Origin of the sequence: Mucilaginibacter pineti, from assembly GCF_900101875.1 — a bacterium.
Classification (GTDB): domain Bacteria; phylum Bacteroidota; class Bacteroidia; order Sphingobacteriales; family Sphingobacteriaceae; genus Mucilaginibacter; species Mucilaginibacter pineti.
Genome location: NZ_FNAI01000011.1, coordinates 146,747 through 168,092, shown reverse-complemented (window position 1 = coordinate 168,092; position 21,346 = coordinate 146,747). Strand labels below are relative to the sequence as shown.

The following is a 21,346-nucleotide window of genomic DNA, read 5'->3' as shown; positions in this document are numbered from 1 at the left end:
ATACGTCTGGCTGCTACAGAAGCCGCTTACCTTGCTGTGATAGCTTTCTATAACCAGAGATCCAAATTACGGGTAACCAAGAAAGTAATTGGCAATTACTGATAATAGTTCTTAACTTTAATTATTTCCATTCGAAACTACATCTAATTTGCCTTCTTGATGCATGAAACCATAGTTATTCAGGAAACGGACGCAGACGTGATGCGTGCCTTAACAGTTGCACTGGAACTGGAAAATTTTATTATTTGTCCCATTGAAAATTGCAAAAGTGACTATATTGATTTAATCGATCAGGCACGGCCGCATCTCGTAATGCTGGACTACAGACTTTCCGGAGATAACTGCATTGATATGTGCCGGGCGATAAAATCCAGATTCCCTTACCTTCCGGTGATTGCGATGAGTTGCAACAGCAATATTCATGAGCACTTCGATAAAGCCGGGTTCGACGCCTATATCAGGAAGCCTTTTGACCTGGACCTTTTATATCTTATAGTTCACAAATATAAACAAGTCAGAAAAAGAATAAAGCGACGTAAGGCACACCTAAAGTGGGATGGTAAACCAGAAGGTACTTCCGGAACCTACTTTGCTATCCACCCCGATTGCTCCCCCATGTTTCTTAATGATCTCAGAACTGATAAATAGTCCAAGCCCAAGCCCGGTATATTGAGTATCCAATTTACCCGCCTGATAATGGCGATTAAACAGAAGAGAAAGCTTAGCTTCCGGTATCCCCGGCCCATAGTCTGTAACCGATACTTTTGCTTCCGCCCCGGTCTTTTCGATGTTGATATTAACTTTCCTGGCGTTTGGAGCATATTTAATGGCATTGCTCAGGAAATTAATAATGACCCTTTCAATGCGTTCGGCATCAGCAGTAACCATCAGGTCTGAAGGGCCGCTAATGTCTACATCATGGGAACCTTCGAGGCGCAAATGTCCACTTGATTCTTCGATAACCTTGTACAGATTAAATGTCGTCTTTTTCAAGTTAAGCTGATCCTGGTATGTCTTACTGGCATTTAACAGATCATTAACCAGGACAACAATTTTATCCACACTTCGATTGGACTGGACTACTAATGCTTTTAGCCTATCTGGTAAGTCCTCCTGCATCCTGGCGAGAAGTTGAAGGGAGGTTTTCAAGCTGGTAATCGGCGTCTTGAGCTCATGACTGGCGATACTTATAAAATCGTCTTTGTGCCGCTCGGCCAGTTTATCCCTTGTGATATCTGCTATTGTTCCCAATACTTTGTCGGCATTACCGGAAGGATCATCTTCTATTTTGCCCTGAAAATTCACCCATTTAAGCGATCCATCCTTTGTTATAAGCCGTAATTGAAGATCCATCGATTTATGGTCGGGCAGTGATCGGATTGCCGACAAAAACTTAGGGCGGTCTTCTTCCAATATCAGTGGCAGATAACTTTCAATTGTCCATTGTGGCTGCAAACTGTCATAGCCAAATAGTTCATCATGCCCTTCGGAACGGTGAACCGCATTGTTTTTTAATGACATTTGCCAAACTGCCATTTTTGAATACTTCAAAGCCATGTTCAACCGTTTTTGACTTTCTTCGAAATCTTTCAGCGCGGTAATGTCATCGAGAACGGTGAATCCATAGGTTTCGCCCTGATCCTCAAAAAGGATAGTTGTAACGTTTACCCATACAAGGGATTTGTCTTTTTTATAAAGACAGGCCTGGAGTTTAAAAAAAGGAACCTCATTTGACCATAATTCCATTTGTAACTCATGCCAATGCTTGCGATAGTCTTCACAGGCATGTTCCAGGATCTTGGTTCCTTCAATTTCACTTGCGCTGTATCCCATTAATTCTGCCAGTGCGTCATTGACCTTTAAAATGGTCAGATCTCGCCCAATTATCTTGCTGGCTGCACTGGTACGTTTAAATATGGTATTAAATTTATCGTCGCATTCCCGAAATCTTTTCTCGAAATCCTGGGGATCAGTTTTCTGTTGCATAGACAAACGATTTATCAACTTGTAATAAACACGTTTAGGACCTAAAGTGTTTGATACCATCCGAAGCAACCTTTCTTATTTTTTTACCTCCTGGTAAGAAGCTCATAACTTGATAAGAAGATTAATTTGTGGATTAAACCATGAACGGTTAGGATTTCATCTTCGATCCAGCTGACCCAGACATTTCGCTCTACATAAATCTTTTCAATTTTATGAAGGGTTTCGGTAAGCCCTGATTTACTTGCACCTAGCATTACCCCTTTCCGGCAGACCAGTGCACGTTTGAGATCATCACCCCCAAATTTGCCCGCTCAAACTACAACGCCTTATTAAACCTTTCTTATAAAGATACTGGGCATTGGCGATCCATGATTCAGTGAACTTCGGTCCATACAAGTCTCAAGGCCACCGTTGGAGAACAAGCACAAGGCCCGCTTTGTATAGCTTTTACATTTTACCCGGTGGCGGGCTATATTCGCGGCCGTGGTGAATATGGGAATTAAAGCAGAGGCCGGACACTTTGCTTTGCATCCTCGCCATTCGGATTCTCTTTTAATGCCAGCCAAAATCAAGATTTCAACACAGATCGCAGTAACAAACCCTATAACCCGTAGTTGTAAATTACTCCTTATGCTTTAGTATATTCAGGTTAAGTCCCCGAAATTTGGAATGTGAATAATGAGATTTGAGGGAAAAATATTTTGAAAAATAACAGGGCGCAAGGGCATTCGGTTTTTCGGGCAATTTTTCTCTGAAATCATGGTAAAAAGTATAACCATTTTGGGGGGATTGACCGTAAATCTTAATTAAAGTACACGGTTATTCTGAAACATTTTTCCAGCTTAGCACATTATATTTTGTTCTTTTTTCATTTTCAGAACCGCCATAGATCAGTGTTTTATTTACTTCGGCCGGAGCTGCAATTTCTTCAAAACGATCCATTTCTTTGAATAAACCGGTGGTAATGGTTTGAGTTGCCTTGATCTCAAAAATGGAAAAGCCTTGCCCTTTTGTCATCAGCAGATCAACCTCATGCGCATTACTATCCTGCCAGAAATAATAATCCTGATGCAGATATAAGTGATGGTTCTTTTTTTGATATTCAGCCAGTATCATATTCTCAAATATGTGCCCTTTCAATCTGTTCTCTTCCAATTCCTCAGCAGTTCTTATTCCTAACAAATGATTTAACAAGCCGGTATCGTAAAAATACAACTTGGGGCTTTTGACCAGGCGCTTATTGAAGTTTTGATGATAAGGCTGCAAAAGGAATATAATATAACTGCTTTCGAGTATAGATAACCAAGCTTTAGCGGTTGTATGTGAAATATCGCACTCATTAGCTAAGGCGCTGAAATTTAATAATTGCCCCGCACGCCCTGCGCACAAACCTAAGAATGTCCGAAAAAGTTTCAAGTCCCTGATATTCATTAATTCTGTTACATCTTTTTCTATATAGGTTTGAATGTAATTTGCATAAAAAATAACAGGGTCAATATCCCTGTCGAAAATAGCCGGATAGAAACCCTTAACGCAGGTTCGGGTATAGGAATCTGCTAGTAAGCCACCAGGCTTTAATTCAGTAAAATCCAAAGGGAGTAATTTGAATAAGGCTACTCTGCCTGCAAGGGTTTGGGTAATGCTGTTTAATAAATGGAAGTTTTGTGAGCCAGATAGGATATATTGTCCCATTATTTTTGATTCATCAACCCTGCTCTGTATATAAGAGAACAAAGCTGGCGCTCGTTGGACCTCATCCAGAATAACTTTCTGATCATATTGATTCAAAAAAGCAACAGGATCTTCTAAAGCAAATGAACGTGTATTTGGATTTTCCAATGTTACATAACGGTAATCACTAAAAAGCTCTTTTAACAAAGTTGTCTTACCTGATTGGCGGGGACCAGTAACAACTAAAACAGGAAATTTTGTTTGTTGGGCCTTAATAATAGGTGCTATCTGTCTTGGTATAAATTTGCTCATCTCTTATAAAATAACAGACAAATTTACAATTTACATGGCGAAAACTTTCAATTTACATAACTTTAATTTGCAATATACATGAAAAAAAGGACTTCTGTAGATAATCTACGTGATAAAAGAGCAATATACTGCACTTTTTGCTGGGCTTCTTTGCGAAGTATAAGCTTTACATTAAAAAGTGTAATTTAATGCACTTTTTAATGTAATTACAAGAAATAGGAAAGCTTTTGAACAACCGAGCCTTATTCAACGCTTAAGCAACAAAAGCGCTTAGCCGGATCAAATGTCAAGGGCGGGCCAACCGCTGGAAGCGGACACAACGGCCCGCTTGTGTACCCTTGACTTTTGATTCCGGCGTGGGCTATCTTCGCGACTGCGGTGAATAAGGATTTTATTTTTTCTCACCAGGAGGAAAATCCACAATGTATAATTGTGGCTTGTCAATTAAACAACCGTTGCTTTTTATTCCAAATTTCCAGGTATAGTGCCTTTTTTTCGGGGCTCAGGAATGATGCTTCAATCATCTTACCAACCTCCTTATTACCGGAGGAAAATTTGTTATAGGTATTCCGAACGGCGGTTTCAGGTATATTCATACTTCTTGCCAACACATCAAAATCAGATAATCCAATTCTCTTCTTTTTGCCGTTTATTGTCAGGGCCAATTCTTCATCGTCCTGTGGATTAACAAGATTTACATTTAAAAGGTCATAGGCAGGGCTTAGGCTTACTCCTTCGTCCCCGTACAGCACAGAAAAGTTCTTCAGGTGCATATCATTGTTGCCTGTCAAAAAAGAAAATAACACCAGTTCAAAATAAGTCAGCGCATCAAAACCAGTTTGAGTACAGTATTTCAGGATAAGCTTCCCGATCTTTTCGTAAGAGCCCTTGTATTTATTTTCCGTTAAAAATTCAGAAAGCTGGCAGAAATCTTCCATGTGAACTTTATGGCCTTTTACCCGGTCAAATCGCTTGCCCAGATAAACCAAACTGCCGTCTGACGCCTCCATTAAAGTATGATCACAAGTTGGCATTTTAAACAGGCTTGCCAAATGCATAGTCAGATCTTCTGATTGCGGCATTTCCGGAAAACCAGGATGCTGCGGTTTAAGTATGTATTCTCCCCAAAGTCCTACTATAGTCAGACGGTTGTGCTCCTTCGTCTTTTTCAGGGTAACAGAAAGCTTGGGCTGAACTCCGGTCACAGCGATCCTTTCGTTGATGGTCTGTTCGCCCAACGTTTTCAAAAGTTTATTATTCAATTCCAGCTCAGGTACTTTAGCCGTACCGAAAAATCGCTTTGAACATTTTTCATGATAAGACGATATACCTGCATCCTGATAACAAAACCAACAATTTGCCATAGCTTAATCTATTTCGGGAATAACCGTTACAGCTCCGATTGCATCCCTGCATGTTAATAGTAATAATTCAAACCGGTCATTGCTTTTGACCTTCCAGTGTGTTGTTGCCAGATCCAGCAACCAACCTTCAGGTATCAAGCCATCGAAAAAAGCAAACAATACTTTACTTTCATATTTCTGGGTTGACAATGGCAGCGTTAAGCTTACCGGCTTTGCGTTCTTATTCTCTAAGTAATTCGCCTGGTAAGTAAATTCGTAACCATCATCAGTTTCCGCTAGTACACCAGCCAGCGTGTCCTGAAAATACACCAAACCTTTCCTACTCATCATTTTTTACTTTTAATACCACTCCGAGTTCTGCGCCAAATAACATCAACACCTGATTCACTTTATCCATCCGCAATGTTGGTTTTCCCTGTTCCATCTCACGAACGACCCTAAGTCCGACTCCCGCTTTAGATGCCAAGTCTTCCTGTGTGAGATTTAGTGATTTCCTTTTTTTCTTCAAATACTCTGACAACATATTTATACCCTTTCGGGTACAAATATAAATAAAGTTCATTAACTATACCCTATCGGGATTGTATCTTCTATTAACATCCTAATTATACCCTATCGGGACTATATAGTAAAATTATGCTTGTTTTATACCCTATCGGGATTAGCGGTCAGTTTAAAAAAAATCCAATACTGGTACTGAGAGTACCAGTATTGGACACTCTTTTACCATTCAGATTTTCAAATAACGGGGCCTGATGAATCAGCATCGCTACACACTTTTCCGTGACAAATCCTATAAGTTAAAGTTTTAAATTATTCGATAAACGTTTAGCATATCCCGAACGGATCGTTGAAATTTATGGTGTAAACGGAAAGTGTTTTTGTATTAATGTGTCCTGAATACTATGGGTATTAGGAGAGCGATTTTTCAGCAGGGTTTCTGTCAACACACAATATTCAGATAGCCAATAATGGGATGATAAAAAGTGCAAAATATTCGGCGAATAAGAAAAGTAATAAGTCAACCCAATTGTTAATTGATCAATTAACAATCGGTAATGTCGATTTTATCCTTTGTTAAATACGTTCTGAACCTTTGTTTAGTGACAAAAGAACATCCATACTATAACTTTAACCAGATGGGATAAAACTCACGTTTTAGCTAAAAATTGCGAAAAAAGGGTAGGTAAAGCAACTTCATTTGTGATGTATATTAATCCATTTATTAAGGTAGAACGCCCTTTTTTGTAATGTAGATCAACTCATTTTGTAATGTAATCGATTGATAAAAGATTTTGAGGAGCATAACTTTAATCTGATAAAATACGGTGTTAACGCTTTAGCTAAAAATTGCAAAGAAAAGGGTAGATAAGATAAGTGCACGATCATCTGAAATAAGGAAACAGATAAATAGGAGAAAATTAAAAGGATACTTCGCCGGAAGATTCTACCGATACATATCAGAATAAATGGTTCGCTTCTGATGAAACTGCTGTCATAGAGAGAAGAAATTTTTTACAGGGGTAAAGGGTAGTAACTATTTTTTACTTTTTTTCATCGCGAAGAACCCCAAAAGAGCCGATTTATGCAATAATTGTTGGCGTTGAAGTGATAATCAGGCAAATTATAGGGTGTTTGCTCCCTTTTTCGCCCCAAAAGTCACCACCCTTTTACCACTGTTTTCGCATAAAAAAAATGCATTTATTCAACCCGAAAAAAAATATTTACGCATGTCACACTTTTGAATATAAATAACGCCGAGATTAAGCAGCTTAATTAAATAAGCTATTGGAATATTAAATTATTTATGGTTAAACACACCTAAGGCAGACTCCTGATACAGATAGGAGGCAGCCAGATTTTTAGCAAGCCTATGAAAAACCCTATCATCTTATATTTTTCTTCTCCGGTTATTTCCCGGAGCCCCATTCGTCAAAAACCGCCAGGGTACAGTCGTTACCCGGTAAACTATACCGAGGCCGAGTTGATCCGACTGGAAGGGGGTACATTACTTCGCCAGTATCATAGCCATTACCTGTTTTATATTGAATTGTATGAATTTAAACTGGACAAGGAGTTATCCCTGAGTTACCAGGTGGAGGAATCAGCCCTGTTTCTTTTTTTCATGCTGGAGGGGTACATTCGTTTTTCCACTCCCGATGGTACGCTCATTACCGAAGCAGACAAGGGCACATGCTATGCCACATTCAACAAGCCAGGCGAGTATATTGGCCAGCTACAGCCGGGCATTCACCGTATCTTTTACATCGCTCCAAGAATGGAGTGGCTGAAAAAAGATATCGGCCAATATCCCCAACTAAAGGCATTTGTTTTTGACCTCGATAATGGCAATTCTTTATATGGACATATGCCCCGATGCCCGATAGCAGGACCGATCTACCGGACATTGCTCCAGTTATACGAGCTGAATGATCATAAGGCAGCTGATATTGAAGCAAAGCTGCTCCGGTTCTTCAAACAGTTACTGGCCCAATACGACGAGATGGTTTCGATCAAATTGGAACAACCGGCCTACCGCATTAAAAACTTTCTGGAAAAAAACTATACAGACTCCGAACTCAGCAACCAAACACTGATCCGGACTTTTCATATCACGGAGAAAACACTGATCGAAAACTTCAAAGAAGAATTTGGCACCACACCACATGCATTCCTGATCAATCTGCGTTTACAGAAGGCAAAACAATTGTTTGCAGCGGGCCAGCTATCCACCAATGAAGTATATATGTTAGTGGGATATAAGGATGTGCAAAGTTTTCGCATACAGTTCAAGAAATTTTTCGGATACCCGCCATCTGATAGTCTTTAAGGCTTGTTTTATGCCCATTCTCTCCTTTTCTCAAAAACAGGCATAAAAAAACTTACCCTTTTTAGTGGTTTCCCATCCTTATTATCTCTGTTTTTTTATGCTTTAAGGGAAAACAGATACCGAGATTTACTAAACGCAACGATCAATACCGTTGCAAAGATACGTAAGGAGAGTACCGGGAGCCGAGCCGCCATTTCCTGGCGGTAAAGTATCAGCAACATGATAGCAGCCCCTAAAGTAAAAACTATCAGAGGGATATCCGGCCGGTACTGTTAAGATGGCACCGGATGCTGATGCATGGAACGCGGGTACAGCGATAAAGCGCACAAACCCAGGACAGGTGACGCCAAGGCTGCGCCGCTGGTGTTAAGTTGATTAACAAGAAAAAATGTAGAGGATGAAAACGTTTGATGCAGCAACAATCAGGGACATGGCAGAGGATTATAACTCAAAGGTCATGTTGGCCGCTATGGCAGCGCTTTGCATCCGTTTTATCCAGAGGTACATGGCAGCATATCTGTGGTTTTATACCATCAACATCCGGCCTCTTTTTAATCAAGCTTACGTCCGAAAGAGAATTACCCACACCAGTGTTCACGACCGTAAAGAAGCCCTATTCACGAAAAACCCGAATAGCCGTGCCGGGCTATTCGGGATCAGGTAACCATTACATCAAGGGTGTAAAAAATTACGGTGAGGTCTGCCTAAAAGGCAAAACGCAATATAAAAATATAAACTTTCGACATTTTTTAAGGTAATCTTTTTTAGCAAAAAAAGACCATGCTATGAACGTTAGATTGTTCAAAAATAAATTAAAGGCTATAGTAGCCTTATTTACAGTTTTATTGATAGCCGGTGCAGCATTTGCATTCACAGATGCAATAAAACATCCCATATTAAAAGTGATAAATAAGAAGCCAACTACTAATTATAGGTGGTTTCAAATTAGCGGGAACCGTACGCCCGCACAATCGGTGGCCTCCGCAAATGCCGCCTATATCAGCACAGGAACCACCGCTCCAACTGGTACAGGTTGTAGTGGATCAACATATCAATGTGTTTCTGGCTTTGATTCAACCCAAGTAAATGCTTCTAACCATTTGATTGGGTCGCAAACACCGCAAGTTGTTGCCTATACAAAAAATTAATCTGCAGGCGCAACTGGAAAGGAGGCTTCTAACACAGAAGCTTCCTTTTTTCAATTATATTAATAACCGATGTTCTGCGTCAAATTTGGATCGGCATTTATTTCCGTTTGCGGTATAGGATATAATGCAGCACTCGGCTTCCAGTTAGCCTTTTCCGATGATAAGATCTTATTAGCCCGATTGGTTCTTTTTAGATCAAACCACCGGTTTCCCCCTTCACAGAATAGTTCCGCCTGTCTTTCATTTTCTATAGCCAATAAGATGGTCGTTTTATCTGAAGCGGTTGTGTTGGGCAATCCAGCCCTATTCCTGATCATGTTCAGATCAGTGATGGCCCCAATAAGATTATCCAGGTTTGCTTCGGCTTCAGCCCGGATTAAATATTGTTCAGCAAAACGTAAAATCACATAACTTTCAGTACGTGGTGATGTAGCTGACGTTCTCTTATATTTATACGGATAGGGATAGGACTGCCCTGACACGATATTAATATTAACCCACTTGCTTTTTCTTAAGTCATTAGTTTCAAAAGAGCTGAACAATTTGTTTGTCAGGATGTATTTGGGTGTGGTTGTCGTAGAAGACGGCACAAAAAAATACGCTTCCCATGTTTCCCTGCCGGGAAACACCGGAATAAACCTCCAGATCGTTTCTTTACTTGTTGCCAAAAAGACACTGTTAAGGTCTGCCATCAATTGAAACTGGCCAGAGTTAATAATCTTGTCTGATTCAATTTTGGCCAGCGCATATTCTCCCCGATATAAATAGACCTTAGCCAGCAACGCAGTTGCGGCATAGTAATTTGCTCTTTCACTTATCGTTGAACTACTTAGCAAATTTGCTTGAGCAAACTTTAGATCAGCTATGATCTGAGAATAGACAAGGTCTGCTGAAGATCTGCTTAATAACCTGTTTATATTGTAATCTGTCGTTATTGCAAGCGGAACAGGCCCGTACAAGTTGACTAGGTTGAAATATAAGAAAGCACGGATACATTTAGCCTCTGCACACAGAATATTCTTTTGAGACGATGACATGGCAGTTCCTGCCTCTATGCCTTCTATGCATGCATTTGTACCATATATAAAATTGTAAGCTAATGTCCACAATGCCGTATTGGTGTCATTAGTATTTGAGATGTTATTGGCGTAAAACTGACTGTTGATATCTGTAGTTGACTGATAGATTTCATCAGAAGACAAAGCCGGATAAGTAGTTACGCCGCCGGAACTAAAACTTAATCCAAAAGCTTGCATCATATTAATATATATACCTAAAACAGCCGCATTTACATCTGTGCTGTCTGCAAATACCTTATCAGAGATTATTTGATTTTTTGGGGCATCTATTTGAACGAACTTTTTACAGGATGAGCTAATGGCTAATACAGGGCAAAGACATAGTAGTATGATATACAATTTTTTCATAATCGTTTTTTAAAGGGTTAATTGCAGTCCGCATGAAATCGTTTTTAAGGGCGGAACGCCGTAAAGGGTCTGTGTCTCCGGGTCATTTCCGAGGTACCGGGTGATCGTAAACAAATTTTGAGCGCTTGCGTAAATACGGAGATTTTGAATGTTAAACTTTTTGGTCAACTTAACCGGAAGATTATAGGATAGCGAAACAGTTTTAATTCTGATATAGGATGCATCGCTATAAACACCGCTTGACTGAAAGAAATTACTGCCCGCATCATATTCGGCACCATACTGAACGGAATACTTTTGGATGTTCGTTTGGTCTCCAGGCGCTTTCCACCGGTTAAGCAGAGCAACCGGCAGGTTCTGCTCCATTCCGGGGAGCGAATAATATACTTGCTGTAGATAATTGACGCCAAGTTGTTTTTTAAACTCCACGAAGACATCCAGCTGAACACCATTATAAGTAAATGTGTTTTGAAACCCACCATAGAATTTCGGATCAAGATTGCCTATGTTATAATAATCATTGAACTTACCGGAAGATGGTGGAAGCGGGCTATCGGTTATTTGACCATTGGTATCATAAAACTGAAACACACCGGTTGTTGCATTTACTCCGGCAGATTTGAATCCATACACGGTGTTTATAGACTGGCCTGCCGTATAGGTGGTTGAATAGCTGGATTTTTCAAGGTTGGGAAAGGACAAAACTTTATTCTTTGGTAAAGTCATGTTAAATGATGAAGTCCAGGAAAACCGTTTACTTTTAATAACGGATACCTGTAAGGTCAATTCCAGCCCTGTGTTTTGAACAACTGCATCCCAGTTCTCGACAACGCTATTAAACCCTGTTAACGCGGGTAGCTGGTAGGTAATTAACTGATTACCGGATCTGTCGCGGTACCATGTAGAATTAAAGAGTATCCGGTCTTGCAAAAAACCTAATTCAAGCCCAAATTCCAGCTTTTTTGTCGTAGCCCAGCTAAAAGTCGGATTATAGAGATTTTGTGGTAAATACCCCAGGCCTCCTTGATAAGTGTAATTAGTTGGTGCCCATCTGGAGAGATATTGATAATCGGCTACAGCATCACTGCCGGTTATACCATAACTCCCCCTTAATTTTCCATAGCTTAGAAATGCAAGATTACTATTTACAAACGATTCCTCATTAAATAACCATCCGGCACCAACCGATCCGAAATCTCCAAATTGCTTATTTGGCCCAAAGCGGCTTGATCCGTCCCTGCGGGCATTGATATTAAGGATATATTTATTGTCCCAGCGGTAGTTTATCCTGCCAAATATGGCTGCATATCTGTATTCACTATAGCTGTCGGAAGCATTCTGGGTAGGCGCGCCGGATATGGATTCGATGAGGTTATCGTTAATATAGCCTGATCCATCCACTTCAGTTTTTGAATTGCTGTTTCTTTGATAGGTGCCTCCAATCAGGATGCTATATGCTCCTTTACCTAAAGTGTTCCTGTATTCCAATTGTGGTTCGGCGATCCATGTAGTATAGTTATTATTTCCAAACCTGGCTGATGCGGTAGGATTGCCAGCCGGATTTTGTGCGGATTTGGGATTACCATAATATTCCTGGCTATAAAAGGTATTATAGCCCAAACTTGAACGAAAGGTCAGGCCATCGAGTAGTTTATATCCAATTTGTAAATTACTGTTCAACGATTTATTTTGGATGTAATACCTACTCTTTAGGTATGAGAATGGATTTATATTGGGTGTGTAGCTACTTAGTGAAATCCCTTTGTAATCCCAAACGAGATTTCCATTACCATCCAACAGGGATGGATAATTGGGTTCCATGCTGTAAGCCGTCAATAAATTAGGTGCCCCTGCTGAATTATTTTTATCGTATGAATAATTTGAAGAAAAATCAAGTGTAAGCTTTTGATTCAAAGAAGTATGATGCAGGTTCATTAGAAAACTTGCCCTGCTGTCTGCAAAGTCACCGGGGAATATATAGGTGTCACGGTTATAACCGCCGCTAATACGGAATTGAGTATTCGTACTCCCGCCCGAAACAGAACCGTTAACATTGGTATTGTGTGCTGTATTACCTAAAAATACTTTTTTCCAATCAGTATATCTGGTCGTATCAAATGCTAAAAGATCAGGGGCGAAACCATCATCGTACAAGGTAAGATTTGGAGTTAAACCACCATTTGCTAACGCCTCCTTCCGCATGCCCAAATACTGCTGCGTATTCATCATCGGCATGGTATGGCCCACTACACTAATACCATTGGATGCATTCAGATTGAAATCGGTCTTCCCGGCTTTCCCTTTCTTCGTTGTGATCAGTATAACCCCGTTTCCTCCTCTTGAACCATAAATTGCCGTTGCATCTGCATCACGCAAGACTTCTATACTTTCAATATCAGATGGATTAATACTGTTAAAGGGACTTAAGCCCCCGTATGCATTATTATAAACACCTGCAATGCCAGGGGATGCCAAAGAGGGAAATTGATTAACGCTGCCATTTTGCGGGGCATAAGGGACGCCGTCAATAATGAATAACGGGTTATCTCTTGGGGTAACTATCGTTTGTAAATTGGATTTTATCGTGTTTTGGCCTCGGATTTGAACATTAAATGCCGCTCCAGGGATGCCGCTGGTTGCGCTTACCACCAAGCCTGGCACCCTGCCTTGCAGGGCAGCTAAAGGATTAGAAACGGCTTGCTTACTGATATCATCTGCGGTGACTTTGGTAACAGATCCTACATTATAACGCTGCGTGTTGGTACCATAGGCGATGATCTGAACTTCATCCAGTTTATTGACTTTCGTTAATAGCGTAACATTTATATTTTTTTGACCGGCCAAAGTAACTTCAAGGGGTTCTACAGTTGCTGCTGTAAACCGTAATATGGCTGTAACATCATTTACGCTGATCGTAAATTCACCCTTTTCATTGGTGATGACAAATTGATTTATTCCCTTTAAAGTAACCGTTACTCCGGGAAGTGGCTCATTACTTATATTCCTTACTGTGCCCGTTATGGTTTGTGCGAAATTGATAACAGGAGATAATAATATGATGAGCAGGTATAAGTATTTCATTTATAATACGATTATATGGTTAATGATTAGGAGATATTGATCTGCTGGGGGCTAATGACTTATGCCGGCTACCGGAGTTGCAGAAAAGACCAGAAAACTCAATTCCCGTTTTTCCTTGTTTAATATAAACCCCTGTTCTTTAAAACTCCTTTTTAACAAATCCTCGTTGGTAAGGTCTGCCGGAAGATTTACGTTTAATTTACCCCCAAAACCAGTTTCATCAATGAGCGGTATTTTCAGTACATCGTTCATTTGATCTATCAGTGCTGTTAGCGGATAGTTCCTGAAGTATTTAGGTTTATTATCCTTTTCATCGATATTGGTTTCGGGTTCGAAACTATCAGGTGCTTCATGCTTCAAACTGCCGACTTTTTTTAAGACAAAACAGGGGGCTTGCCGGTTCTCTATATGAACGGTAAGGTCAAAATACCTCCGTAAATCATCCTGCATAAGTTTAAGTGCACTATCAATGAGCTGCGGTGGAAAAGTAAGTTCATAGTTATATAAATGTTTACTGTTCCATGAATAGGAGTTACTGTCTGCCGAAAAATCAGTCGGATTTGATACGTCGAAAATAATTTGATTCCTTTTGAAGTTTCTGTATTCGCGATACGCCTGCTGGTAAAGATTTAGTATAGATGTATTTGTCTGGTAAATCCGCGCGGCGATCTTATCATTATGAGAGATCACACCCAATGAACTTCTTAACCCTCTTACATAGCCTGTCAATACAGAGCGGAAAATATAACCGGGAGGGGTTCCCCCATTACCTTCAATAAAGAGGGGCTTTAAAAAGTTGTAATCAATGTCATTCTTGGCATATAAATTAATTTTTCCATTTGTTAGAATAGCTTGAATATTCTCCTGGTTAACATCTTCGGCCGACGTAATCGCTGCCACTTTATTATTCATTATCCAGACGCTATGCGGTATCGATTTATGTGGGAATAATACTTTAAGTGTTGTATCGTAAATGACAGAGGGTAATTGATAAAGGCCCTTTCGTTTGGTAAAGAAAGCTTCTACTTTTAATTTATCATCCCTGGTATCTTTAGTGTTTACTAAAAGGACTTGTATTTGTCCTTTAAATTCTTTTTGCAGGTCATAAAGCTCAGGAAATGTACTGATACATGAACTGCACCATGTAGCCCAAAAGTCAAGTATGAGTAGTTTGCCCTTGAAGTCAGCTATTTTGGCGGCGGCGGGTTTGCTGGCTGCGCTTTTGTAATTGACGATGTTGTTGATGGTAATGTTGGGCACGCTGTCGCCGATTTTGAGAGTGGTGATCGTGGGTTTTTCCTGGGCGTTTACGGCTAATTTTGAGCAAAGCGTGGCCAGTACGATGTATATCGCTATTTTTTTCATGAATTTTTTTAACTGGTTTGGTTAAAACGGACTTCTGATTAAGACTACGAAAAGGAAAACGGCAACCTGAAATGGACTATTAACTATTAAGCTGATCTTAGGTTGCCGTTTGTCCTGACAACTTAATCCGGAGATTTGATGATATTTTTAAAGCGGTTTTTGAGAAGTTGAGATAGAGTTTCTTGAAGAAATGAAAAATGCGCGATATGAGCGTTGCTATAAATAGCAAGTCCTACATAACCGAAATTTGACAGTTTTAAACTCATTATTGATGGATGATGAGTCTCGATGTTTGAATAAGAATAGGCAGGGCCTAACAAACCACCGCTTCTTAGGTGACAGCCAAGAAAATGGATTTACAGTAAGGCCCATACCTATTCTTACGTGCAAATATATGCACTAAGTTGATATGGGCATTATTCTTACTGTCTCGCATTCTTGGCTGTCAATCTTTGAGCGACGAGACTCTTCAGTTAATGCCTCAAAAAGAGGAGGCAATCTCTCTATTGTAACTAATCTATTTTACCACAATTTATTAATTATCAAACATAAATATAATTTGTAATTATTCCAAATTTGGAATAATTATTTCTGATTAAATGAGGTCATTTTGTTTTATGGGTGAACAATTCATAGATAAAAAGTCTTTAGAAACTATAAGAGAAATATTGTGGAATATTTGCAATGAGAAAAAAATAGCATTAGAGGATATTCAGGACCGAACAGGATTTAGCTATAGCCAAGTTTATAGAATAGTTAGAGGGAAAAACAATATGTCAGTTAGTGGACTGATTGCAGTTTGTAAGGCTCTTGAAATTCAACCAACCGAGGTATTCAATTTTAAAATTCAAATCCCCAAACACCGCCCCACAAGGAAAAATTTCAATCTGTAGTTTTAAGCTATGTGTTAATTAAACGGTCGCTATCGGGTATTAGTTCTTGCCTGCCTTTTTCTATGACGATTTCTCCCATGTATAGCCTCATCATCCACATCATCTTTGATGTCGACATGGATAGGGCTGATGAAATCTTCAAAAGACTGGCCTATGGTGGCAGAATATGGATGAATGCCTGGTGCTAAGTCCATATCGGTCTGATCATCGGTAAGGCTTGTATCTAAGTGTGTAGCTTCTTTTTGATTTTGGGTTTCCATCTGCATCCGCTCGGCCAGGCCGTCGTTTTTCTGCGCATTGGCATAGGCCATTGTATCTTTAAGTTGCCTGTCAAACTCAAATAATTCGTCAAACAACGTTTCCCCGCACTGTTTAAAAGCCACGCGATCAAACTGTCCCATCTTTTTAGAGTGATCTTCATTCTTTCCTCTGGATGTATTCATCGGGCTGAGCTTAATTTTGTTGGTTGCATCTTTCCGGCTGACAATGACCTGTACATGCATTTGCCCGCCCTCCTTACGATCTCCCCGTTTTTTGATACCTTGTTTAACCTCCGGATCATTGTGGGTGTAATAACGATAGTTTTCCAGCTTCCCGAACCATATCAAATCTTCGTGACTGTTAATGCCTTCCCGTTTAAAATTCTGTGCGTAGGCATCCATCACCCTGACAGCAAAGCCTTTCATCTGATCTTTGGCTCCGTCCTCACCGTATTGTTCCTTTAAAAAGGCAATCTCTTTTTGGCTGGGGCTAATATTAAGCAGGAAGAATTTTGCGTCATCCTTGCCCAGCTTGGCGATATTGTTGTCTATTGCCCGCATAGCCACGTATGGATCTATTCTGACTTGCTGCCCATTGAACCAATACTCGGGTTCATCATTATTATATATCCGGTTCTCTTTTTCCAGGTAATGAACCAATCCGCTGCTGCTGCCCTTGTTAGCCGCTTCTTTACTGTCGGTAATATTGATAAACATAATGTCGATTCGTTATAATAATCTGATCTGCTCTTTCGTAATAGCGATCAGTTCATCTTTTTCCCTGCCTGATGTCATCATACCGAAAGCCTCCCTGGATCTGATATAACCATCCAGGATAAACAGGAACTGCTCTTTCAGGGTTTCCTTACTTTGCATAGCCTTCAAGATCGCATCCATTACGCGGGCTACTTCCCCGAACGCTTTGGCGTGGCTTTGCAGGTTGTTTAACACATCCACATTATGCTTCAGCACTTCAGAATTAAAGCGGTCGATGATCTTTCCCTGTGATCGGGAAACCCTGTCCATTTCTGTTTTGATGGGAATAAGCAGCATAGTTTCCTGTGCCCTAATAAAACCGATGTACTGCTGATGGTTCTTCATCAGCGCATTTTTTAAGAGTTCATCATTCAGGTCTATAGGATCTTTCTTGCTTTTATAGAAGTAATCCACCATCTGAATAAAAAGCAAACGCTTTGTGCGGCCCAGTTTAAGGGCGATCTTTTCAAACTTCTGGTCAACGGAAACCGGGTATCTTACTGATCTTACATTAATATCTTCCATCGTTTAATTTTTAACGAGGCATTAGACTGTATAACAGGATATGCCTTTAAATACCTATACAGGATACCGCCGGGTATCCTGTTTTCTTCTTTTTTGCCGGCAAAAACGCGGTAAAGTATCCCCGGAGGATACGCAAAACCCCATTTGCAGCGCAAATGGCAAGCAAAGTAGGGCTCTGCCCAACTTCCGCTTGCTCCTTTTCTTCCATGAAGAAAAGGACGTTTTGACTGTCGCATACGGCAAATCGCTACTACAGGAGGGTTGATAGAGTTAATGCTGCTAAACTTCAATAACGGACTTGAACAATTACTCTGCATAAAATTATTTGATTTGCGCATACAGGTTATTGCATTAGGGACATCTCCGTTTTTAAAGTCTCTTGGAAATAGTCTTTCGCTATTGGGAGCGAAGTATTCGTTGTGTGGGTTCATTTCGTATCTGGGTATCAACACATCTAACGATCTTTAGATCAACTGATCTTACGATCTTGCTATCCTTAAATCAAGTGATCAGCAGACCTATTATCATACTTATCCTCTGGCCAATCAACCAGGCTGCCTTTTACTGGGTGATAAGATGGGTAATAACGGATGTACCCAAACGTTTCCAGTTCCTTTATACATTTATGATAGGTAGCGGTAGATGCGATCCGGCTATAGGACATTAGCAACTGTCGGCTAACCGGAAACGGATTACAATACTCATTCCGTTGCCAGCAGACAAACAAAGCTGCATACATGCTTACGTGGGTAGCAAGCAGGTGCGGATTCGCACCCATTTGCCTTACCCGCTCAGCATAAGCCGCCATTTCTTTTGTTTTAACGATGGGTTTCAATGTTTTCCCCCTTCCAGTACTTTATGAATATCTTCCAGTTTGTAATACATCATGCCGCCAATCTTGGTATAGCTAAGCGTACCGTTGATACGCAGGTTTTGTAAAGTACCGGGGGAGATGTTCAATAGCTTTCTCACATCTTTGCTTTTTAACCATTGCTTGCTTTGTCCTTTCCCCGGCTGAAGAATAATTTCTATTTTTTCAATGAGCCTTTTCTCGAATGCTTCCAGATCCCCTTTTGTAATTAATTCATTTGATGTCATTGTATTAAATTAATAGTAATCATATGTCTCGCCACTCGCTACTTTATGGGAATGGCTACCCCTAATCCGCAATTAATTGAATTGCAGTCGCTTTCGCATAAATCAAATATAAAATATTGTTTTGATAAAATAAAATATGTCAAAACAAATGATTAATTTTAACCTGTTCAATCAGAAAGCACCTTCATTTGGTTTGCTTATTTTTGATTAAGCTTGATAAATAATCATCGGTTAGTTAGAAGCAGTGAACACCGAAAACAGCCAAATAGCATCAAAAAATATTTGTTAAAAAAGTGAATAAAATCAGTTACAAAACCTACTTAAATGACCGTCTGAAGCAGGTTGACTTTCACGGACAGCTTACATATCCTTTATATGTGCAGGTAACTTTTGAGCGGAAGACCATATTTTTTAAAAGTTATTATTTCGAACTGTTCTCCAAATCCAGGTATGGACTGGAGTTGCCTGATGGGAGTGTTAAAGGGCCTGATATGGAACAGATCATCGAAAAGGAGAACGAAGTCATTCGTTTTGTAATTGGTAAAATGAAGGACGGATTTTCATTGGAGGCATTTAAAAAAAACTACGCTTATCTCAGCAAGGATCTTTGTGATGTGACTGAATTCGATTTTATCACTTTCCTGTACCTATTCTTTGATAACAAGGAAATGCCACACATGGCGGAATTAATAAAATGGGGTGCTCTTCAATTGGTAACTTATGATCTGATCATGGATTTTAAAAAAGTGCTTAAAAAGGCTTTGTATAATGAGCTTATCGAGCAAGCATTTGAAAAGGCACCACCTTATCTGCAATTATATAGCTTTATGATGGATACCAAAAAATGGCCTATGCTTTGCCTTACGGCTATGGAATGGGATAATATGGAAACGATCAAGTCTTTTAAGAAATATGTAGAATTGCATTATCCGAAGTTGAAGTCTACAACATTGATTGGACAGGTAAGTGCCTGGCCGAATTATCGAAGAAAGGTTTTCTGAGATTTTCAAAGAAAAAATCACTAACCAAGACAATCTTAGCTAAGGGCTCCTAAAAACACAACTTATAGATCTACTAAGTTGGCCTCACATCTAGGTATATATTAACAATAAGTTTAATATTCGGTACTTATTCCAGTGCAAAGAATTTCCAATAATACTGCCTACAATATAGAAGTGTCCAAACTACCCCTCATAGTAAGCAGTCAAGAGCTATTTCACTTTTCATTGTTTTGTAATAGCGCATAATAATCAGCATTTATAAGATAACCCTCAACTGTACTTTCAATCAAGACATTGTCGATTACCCCATAACAGTGTTCATTGATTGTATCAATGAATGAGTTGGCCGCATTTTTCCATTAGGTACACACCGGATTTGCGTCTTTTTGACTGCAATCTCGTACATAAAATGGTATTTTGATATTGTTTTAAGTAGGCGACAGGATACAGTTATGTAACCTCTTAATCGGGGATTTGAAGCTTTTAGCATGAAATAGGGCATCAGAAAATGACCGCTTTCGTCGCAAAAAAACAAATTGCCTTCAGCAATAAACCGAATAAACCGGTTATGCAAGACTACGCAGATTAGCCGTTTTAATGATGTTGTTCGAATTTGATATATGACGGGTACCGATGCCGGATAATAAATAGTTATCCCGCTGGGGCTACTTAATACGTGACTTTTTTAACTTGATATCAGTATGAGTATGGATATTCCGGATTTGAATTTAATTTATAAGCAACTCATTGATCTAAATCGCACGGAACAGAATGGTAAGCATGCCGGAATGTCCATCTTTAGTCATTAGCAGTAAACAGGGCGCACTGAGGGGCTGATGGATGATATCAATGCGCGTTAAGGAAGAGGCGCAATACCGGTTGCCGCGGAGAGTTACGAAAAATCTGGAAGATGAGGCAGGAATTTTAAGTAAGCAATACACCTCCAACTGGCAGGATATTACCGTCGCCAAATGACGAATGCCGGTTTATTTGTGAACAGACTGGCTTCTGATGCGGCTTAGCGTTTCCCTGGAAACTCCAAGATAAGAGGCGATCATATATAAAGGAATACGGTAAAAAATATCCGGGAAACGCTTCATGAAATGGTGATACCTTTCTTCAACGGTGTAACTGATCGCTCCGATAACACGGTGTTGTATAGCGTCGTAACTTCTGGCCATCAGGCGATCAATAAAATCCTTCAACTTGGGTATGCTCGTCAGCAGGTGCACAAAATCCAGCTTGTCGATCAGGATCACCTCGCAATTTTCCAAGGCATCGATGTTACAGTTAGACGGACTTTCGTTATTATAACTTTCACGATCACTGATCCACCAGGTTTCAACGGCGAAACGCAGCATATGTTCTGTTCCATCGTCTCCCACGGTGTACATACGCAGGCAGCCTTTAACAACAAAACAGTTGTAATGGCAAACATCTCCTTGCTGCAGCAAGTATTGTCTTTTTCTAATCTTTTTTTCAATGCTGACGGCCTGGACAGCCTTAATTTCTTCCGCATCCAAACCTGCCTTTTCCCTTAGATATTTTTCAAATACTTCAAACATGACCATGCCCCTTTAACAAATTTATCTAAAATCAGGCGATGTGCAATTTTGAGGCATGAAAATG

22 protein-coding genes are annotated in these 21,346 nt (G+C 39.9%); 7 read left to right on the top strand and 15 right to left on the bottom strand.

The features are described 5' to 3' along the window. Window positions 1-159 precede the first annotated feature (159 nt). A complete protein-coding gene (locus BLS59_RS32735; RefSeq protein WP_091152569.1) occupies window positions 160-648 on the top strand; it encodes a response regulator in 489 nt (162 codons plus the stop codon). Here BLS59_RS32735 and BLS59_RS21820 read toward each other — a convergent pair. The 5 genes from BLS59_RS21820 to BLS59_RS21800 all read right to left on the bottom strand — a co-directional run bounded on the left by BLS59_RS21820 (window position 547) and on the right by BLS59_RS21800 (window position 5,895). Then, on the bottom strand, window positions 547-1,986 hold the full coding sequence (locus tag BLS59_RS21820; protein WP_162842737.1) for a sensor histidine kinase: 1,440 nt from the start codon (window positions 1,984-1,986) through the stop codon (window positions 547-549). The genes BLS59_RS32735 and BLS59_RS21820 overlap by 102 nt on opposite strands. A gap of 819 nt (window positions 1,987-2,805) precedes the next feature. Beyond that, window positions 2,806-3,969 (bottom strand): ATP-binding protein, encoded by a 1,164-nt coding sequence (locus tag BLS59_RS21815; RefSeq protein ID WP_091152565.1) that lies wholly within the window; start codon window positions 3,967-3,969, stop codon window positions 2,806-2,808. Window positions 3,970-4,409: 440 nt separating this feature from the next. Further along, the gene (locus tag BLS59_RS21810) at window positions 4,410-5,333 is read right to left on the bottom strand and encodes a HipA domain-containing protein (RefSeq protein WP_091152563.1); all 924 of its coding nucleotides are present in this window, start codon (window positions 5,331-5,333) and stop codon (window positions 4,410-4,412) included. 3 nt (window positions 5,334-5,336) lie between these two features. Continuing rightward, window positions 5,337-5,663 (bottom strand): HipA N-terminal domain-containing protein, encoded by a 327-nt coding sequence (locus BLS59_RS21805; RefSeq protein ID WP_240315308.1) that lies wholly within the window; start codon window positions 5,661-5,663, stop codon window positions 5,337-5,339. Further along, complete coding sequence (locus tag BLS59_RS21800; RefSeq protein ID WP_240315307.1) at window positions 5,653-5,895, bottom strand: helix-turn-helix transcriptional regulator; 243 nt, start codon at window positions 5,893-5,895, stop codon at window positions 5,653-5,655. The genes BLS59_RS21805 and BLS59_RS21800 overlap by 11 nt, the downstream gene beginning before the upstream one ends. 1,311 nt (window positions 5,896-7,206) lie before the next feature. Here BLS59_RS21800 and BLS59_RS21795 point away from each other — a divergent pair. From BLS59_RS21795 to BLS59_RS21785, 3 genes are all read left to right on the top strand, one after another. Then, on the top strand, window positions 7,207-8,163 hold the full coding sequence (locus BLS59_RS21795; RefSeq protein ID WP_091152559.1) for a helix-turn-helix domain-containing protein: 957 nt from the start codon (window positions 7,207-7,209) through the stop codon (window positions 8,161-8,163). 397 nt (window positions 8,164-8,560) lie between these two features. Next, complete coding sequence (locus tag BLS59_RS21790; protein ID WP_091152557.1) at window positions 8,561-8,827, top strand: hypothetical protein; 267 nt, start codon at window positions 8,561-8,563, stop codon at window positions 8,825-8,827. A gap of 133 nt (window positions 8,828-8,960) precedes the next feature. After that, complete coding sequence (locus tag BLS59_RS21785; protein ID WP_143014211.1) at window positions 8,961-9,311, top strand: hypothetical protein; 351 nt, start codon at window positions 8,961-8,963, stop codon at window positions 9,309-9,311. A 59-nt stretch (window positions 9,312-9,370) separates the two neighbouring features. Here BLS59_RS21785 and BLS59_RS21780 read toward each other — a convergent pair whose 3' ends face one another. The 3 genes from BLS59_RS21780 to BLS59_RS21770 are packed head-to-tail and all read right to left on the bottom strand — an operon-like array spanning window position 9,371 to window position 15,184. Further along, window positions 9,371-10,738: a RagB/SusD family nutrient uptake outer membrane protein gene (locus BLS59_RS21780; protein WP_091152553.1), complete on the bottom strand. Its 1,368-nt coding sequence runs from the start codon at window positions 10,736-10,738 to the stop codon at window positions 9,371-9,373. Between the two features lie 9 nt (window positions 10,739-10,747). Beyond that, window positions 10,748-13,819 carry a SusC/RagA family TonB-linked outer membrane protein gene (locus BLS59_RS21775; RefSeq protein ID WP_091152551.1) on the bottom strand — a complete coding sequence of 1,024 codons (3,072 nt, stop codon included), beginning with the start codon at window positions 13,817-13,819 and terminating at the stop codon, window positions 10,748-10,750. Between the two features lie 51 nt (window positions 13,820-13,870). After that, window positions 13,871-15,184 (bottom strand): redoxin family protein, encoded by a 1,314-nt coding sequence (locus tag BLS59_RS21770; RefSeq protein WP_091152550.1) that lies wholly within the window; start codon window positions 15,182-15,184, stop codon window positions 13,871-13,873. 599 nt (window positions 15,185-15,783) lie between these two features. Here BLS59_RS21770 and BLS59_RS21765 point away from each other — a divergent pair. Next, window positions 15,784-16,077, top strand: a complete 294-nt coding sequence (locus BLS59_RS21765) for a helix-turn-helix domain-containing protein (RefSeq protein ID WP_240315306.1) — start codon at window positions 15,784-15,786, stop codon at window positions 16,075-16,077. A gap of 29 nt (window positions 16,078-16,106) precedes the next feature. Here BLS59_RS21765 and BLS59_RS21760 read toward each other — a convergent pair whose 3' ends face one another. The 5 genes from BLS59_RS21760 to BLS59_RS21745 all read right to left on the bottom strand — a co-directional run bounded on the left by BLS59_RS21760 (window position 16,107) and on the right by BLS59_RS21745 (window position 18,716). Continuing rightward, window positions 16,107-17,054, bottom strand: coding sequence for a DUF5712 family protein (locus tag BLS59_RS21760; RefSeq protein ID WP_091152547.1), 948 nt, complete (start codon window positions 17,052-17,054; stop codon window positions 16,107-16,109). Between the two features lie 12 nt (window positions 17,055-17,066). Next, entirely contained in the window at window positions 17,067-17,618 is a 552-nt protein-coding gene (locus BLS59_RS21755) for a BfmA/BtgA family mobilization protein (protein ID WP_090463317.1), read from the bottom strand. A gap of 46 nt (window positions 17,619-17,664) precedes the next feature. Continuing rightward, a complete protein-coding gene (locus tag BLS59_RS31755; RefSeq protein WP_162842736.1) occupies window positions 17,665-17,826 on the bottom strand; it encodes a hypothetical protein in 162 nt (53 codons plus the stop codon). 288 nt (window positions 17,827-18,114) lie between these two features. Further along, entirely contained in the window at window positions 18,115-18,426 is a 312-nt protein-coding gene (locus tag BLS59_RS21750) for a hypothetical protein (protein WP_090465673.1), read from the bottom strand. A 23-nt stretch (window positions 18,427-18,449) separates the two neighbouring features. Beyond that, window positions 18,450-18,716, bottom strand: coding sequence for a helix-turn-helix domain-containing protein (locus tag BLS59_RS21745; RefSeq protein WP_090463320.1), 267 nt, complete (start codon window positions 18,714-18,716; stop codon window positions 18,450-18,452). A 293-nt stretch (window positions 18,717-19,009) separates the two neighbouring features. Between BLS59_RS21745 and BLS59_RS21740 the strand changes: the two genes are divergently transcribed. Then, complete coding sequence (locus tag BLS59_RS21740; RefSeq protein WP_091152545.1) at window positions 19,010-19,717, top strand: hypothetical protein; 708 nt, start codon at window positions 19,010-19,012, stop codon at window positions 19,715-19,717. Between the two features lie 215 nt (window positions 19,718-19,932). On the opposite strand, the gene BLS59_RS32730 is transcribed toward BLS59_RS21740, so the two are convergent. After that, window positions 19,933-20,052 (bottom strand): tellurite resistance TerB C-terminal domain-containing protein, encoded by a 120-nt coding sequence (locus BLS59_RS32730; RefSeq protein WP_143014213.1) that lies wholly within the window; start codon window positions 20,050-20,052, stop codon window positions 19,933-19,935. 514 nt (window positions 20,053-20,566) lie between these two features. Between BLS59_RS32730 and BLS59_RS32555 the strand changes: the two genes are divergently transcribed. Next, entirely contained in the window at window positions 20,567-20,692 is a 126-nt protein-coding gene (locus tag BLS59_RS32555) for a hypothetical protein (protein ID WP_262492970.1), read from the top strand. Between the two features lie 11 nt (window positions 20,693-20,703). Here the strand turns inward: BLS59_RS32555 and BLS59_RS21735 are convergent, their stop codons facing one another. Then, window positions 20,704-21,282: a Crp/Fnr family transcriptional regulator gene (locus tag BLS59_RS21735; RefSeq protein ID WP_091152543.1), complete on the bottom strand. Its 579-nt coding sequence runs from the start codon at window positions 21,280-21,282 to the stop codon at window positions 20,704-20,706. Window positions 21,283-21,346 lie beyond the last annotated feature (64 nt).